The organism is Dietzia sp. DQ11-71 (assembly GCF_014144995.1).
Taxonomy (GTDB): Bacteria; Actinomycetota; Actinomycetes; order Mycobacteriales; family Mycobacteriaceae; genus Dietzia; species Dietzia kunjamensis.
The window spans coordinates 1-2,474 of record NZ_JAALDT010000086.1 but is presented as its reverse complement, the minus strand read 5'-3'; the positions used below and the strand labels follow the sequence as shown (position 1 = coordinate 2,474).

Below are 2,474 nucleotides of genomic sequence, written 5' to 3'. Positions count from 1 at the left end.
CGCCCTGGGGGGTGGGTCCGCCGGCGCGCACGTCGACGCTGCGCACCGCGTACCCGTCGATGGCGGCCTGGTCGAACGCCGGCAGCGGCCGTTCCGCCACGACCTCCTCGGCGCACAACAGACCCTGCGCCTCGGAGATCGCCACACGGACCGGGCGCGGGGCGACCGCGGCCGCCGTCACCAGCGCCAGCTGTTCCTCGACGGAGCGCACCCAGTGTCCCCTTCCCGTACCAGTCACCGCCCGCCGAGCGGGCCCGCCTCACCTACGGCGCTCGTCAGGAACCCAGCCGGTCCGAGAGCCACTCGCGGAGATCGTCCGCGTACGCCGGGTTGTCCAGCGCGAAGTCCACGCAGGCCTTGATGTAGCCGCCCGGGTTGCCCAGGTCGTGCCGCGTACCGTCGTGGACCACCACGTGCACGGGGTGTCCCTCGCTGATGAGCAGGTCGATCGCGTCGGTGAGCTGGAGCTCGCCGCCGGCGCCCGGCTCGATCCGGCGCAGCGCGTCGAAGATGGCCCGGTCGAGCACGTACCGCCCGGCCGCGGCGAGGTTGGACGGAGCGTCCTCGGCGGCGGGCTTCTCGACCATGCCGAGCACCTTCTTCACCGACGGGTCATCGGTGTCCTCGACGCGGAACACGCCGTAGGACGACACGTCCTCCGGATCCACCTCGAACGCGCACAGCACGCTGCCGCCGCGGGCCGCGCGGACCGCCGACATCCGGCCGAGGATCCCGAACGGCAGGACGAGGTCGTCCGGCAGCAGTACGGCCACCGCCTTCTCCTCGTCGCCGAGCACCGACTCCACCTGCGCGACCGCGTGACCGAGCCCCAGCGGCTCGTCCTGGCGCACGTCCACGACCTCGATGAGCCCGGGGGCGCGCTTGACCTTGTGCAGCAGGACGTCCTTGCCGCGGTCGGACAGCGTGTCCTCGAGGACCTGGTCCTCGGAGAAGTGCGCCATCACGCCGACCTTGCGCTCGGAGGTGACGATCGCGAGCCGCCCGGCGCCAGCCTCGGTGGCCTCCTCGGCGATGAGCTCGATGCCCGGGGTGTCCACGACCGGTAGCAGTTCCTTGGGCACCGTCTTGGTGGCGGGCAGGAACCTGGTCCCCAGGCCGGCCGCCGGCACGACGGCGGTCCGGAACTGCGGGTCGACAGAGGTACTGGACGTCATGGCGACCACCTTAGACCTCGCACCCGCCCCCTCGGGGTGGCGCCACGCGCGGCAGACTGGGGTCATGCAGTCCGACCGGCCCGATCGTACCGACGAGACCGTCGCCCTCTCGGTCGCCAAGACGCGGTTGCGCCGCGAGGCCCTCGATCGCCGGGCCGCGGTGCCGGCGCCGGTGCGCGCCGAACGCGACCGGAGGATCCTCGGGCGCCTGGGGGGCGTCGTCACCGCCGGGATGGTGGTCTGCGCGTACGTCCCCGACGACGACGAGGCCGGCGGACGGGGTCAGGCCGAGGAACTCACCCGGTGCGGTGCGCGGGTGTTCCTGCCGGTTTCGCCGGTGGTCGGCCCGTTGCAGTGGGCGGCGTACGCGGGGCCGGCGGACCTGGTCCCGGGACGGTTCGGCATCCCCGTCCCGTCGGCCCCGCCCGCCGGGCCGGAGTTCATCTCGGGTGCCGATCTCGTCCTCGTCCCCGCCGTCGCCGTGGACCGGTCCGGGAACCGGCTCGGCCGGGGCGGTGGCTACTACGACCGGTCCCTCGCGTTGACCGGCCCGCGCACGAGGATGCTCGCGCTGCTGGACTCCGAGAACGTCGTCGACCACGTCCCCGCCGAGCCACACGACCGGCCGGTCGACGGCGTCATCACCCCGGAGGCGGTTCTCGACTTCGGAACTTGGCACTCGCCGGAGTAGAGTGCCAAGGCGTTATCCGATACTCCTCGGGAGGCCCGATGCCCACCTACTCCTACCGGTGCCGCGACTGCGACGTCGCCTTCGACATCCAGCAGTCCTTCGACGAGGACTCGCTGACGGTCTGCCCCCGGTGCGACGGCACGCTACGCAAGCTCTTCAACACGGTCGGCGTCGTCTTCAAGGGCTCCGGCTTCTACCGCACCGACAGCCGGGCCTCCGGCGACAGCGGCTCGGCCGGCAAGGGATCGGGCGGCAGTTCGTCCGGCAGCGGTTCCTCGGGCTCCGGCTCGTCGGACAGCAGCTCCTCGACGTCCGGTTCCTCGGGATCCGGCTCGGGCTCCGGCTCCGGCGCATCCACCGGCTCGGGCTCCTCCTCGGGGTCGTCGACCTCGTCGTCGTCGTAACCGGCACCGTCGTCGTCACCTGCCGGGGCACCGCCCGCCGGTTCTCCCCGCGCGGTTATCCACACCCCCGGCCGTCTCCACAGGCGTCGCACCTCCGCGCGCCCGGAGCGGCATGGCCGCCCCGCCGCGCCGCTACGGTCTGATCGAACGGCACCGGCCCGCCCGGTGCCCACCGACCCGGCGCTCGAGTCGAGCGCACCGACC

General features: G+C 73.0%; 3 protein-coding genes and 1 pseudogene. 2 read left to right on the top strand and 2 right to left on the bottom strand.

Annotated features, from left to right (window positions below; genetic code table 11):
• Both G6023_RS03570 and G6023_RS03565 read right to left on the bottom strand, forming a co-directional pair.
• Positions 1-211, bottom strand: a pseudogene (locus G6023_RS03570) (molybdotransferase-like divisome protein Glp); the annotation flags it as partial.
• A 64-nt stretch (positions 212-275) separates the two neighbouring features.
• Positions 276-1,175 (bottom strand): UTP--glucose-1-phosphate uridylyltransferase, encoded by a 900-nt coding sequence (locus tag G6023_RS03565; RefSeq protein WP_182634102.1) that lies wholly within the window; start codon positions 1,173-1,175, stop codon positions 276-278.
• A gap of 64 nt (positions 1,176-1,239) precedes the next feature.
• On the opposite strand from G6023_RS03565, the gene G6023_RS03560 reads away from it, so the two are divergent.
• Together G6023_RS03560 and G6023_RS03555 are read left to right on the top strand one after the other, a co-directional pair.
• Positions 1,240-1,866, top strand: coding sequence for a 5-formyltetrahydrofolate cyclo-ligase (locus tag G6023_RS03560; RefSeq protein ID WP_182634101.1), 627 nt, complete (start codon positions 1,240-1,242; stop codon positions 1,864-1,866).
• 38 nt (positions 1,867-1,904) lie between these two features.
• Positions 1,905-2,270, top strand: a complete 366-nt coding sequence (locus G6023_RS03555; RefSeq protein WP_182634100.1) for an FmdB family zinc ribbon protein — start codon at positions 1,905-1,907, stop codon at positions 2,268-2,270.
• The last annotated feature ends 204 nt before the right edge of the window (positions 2,271-2,474 follow it).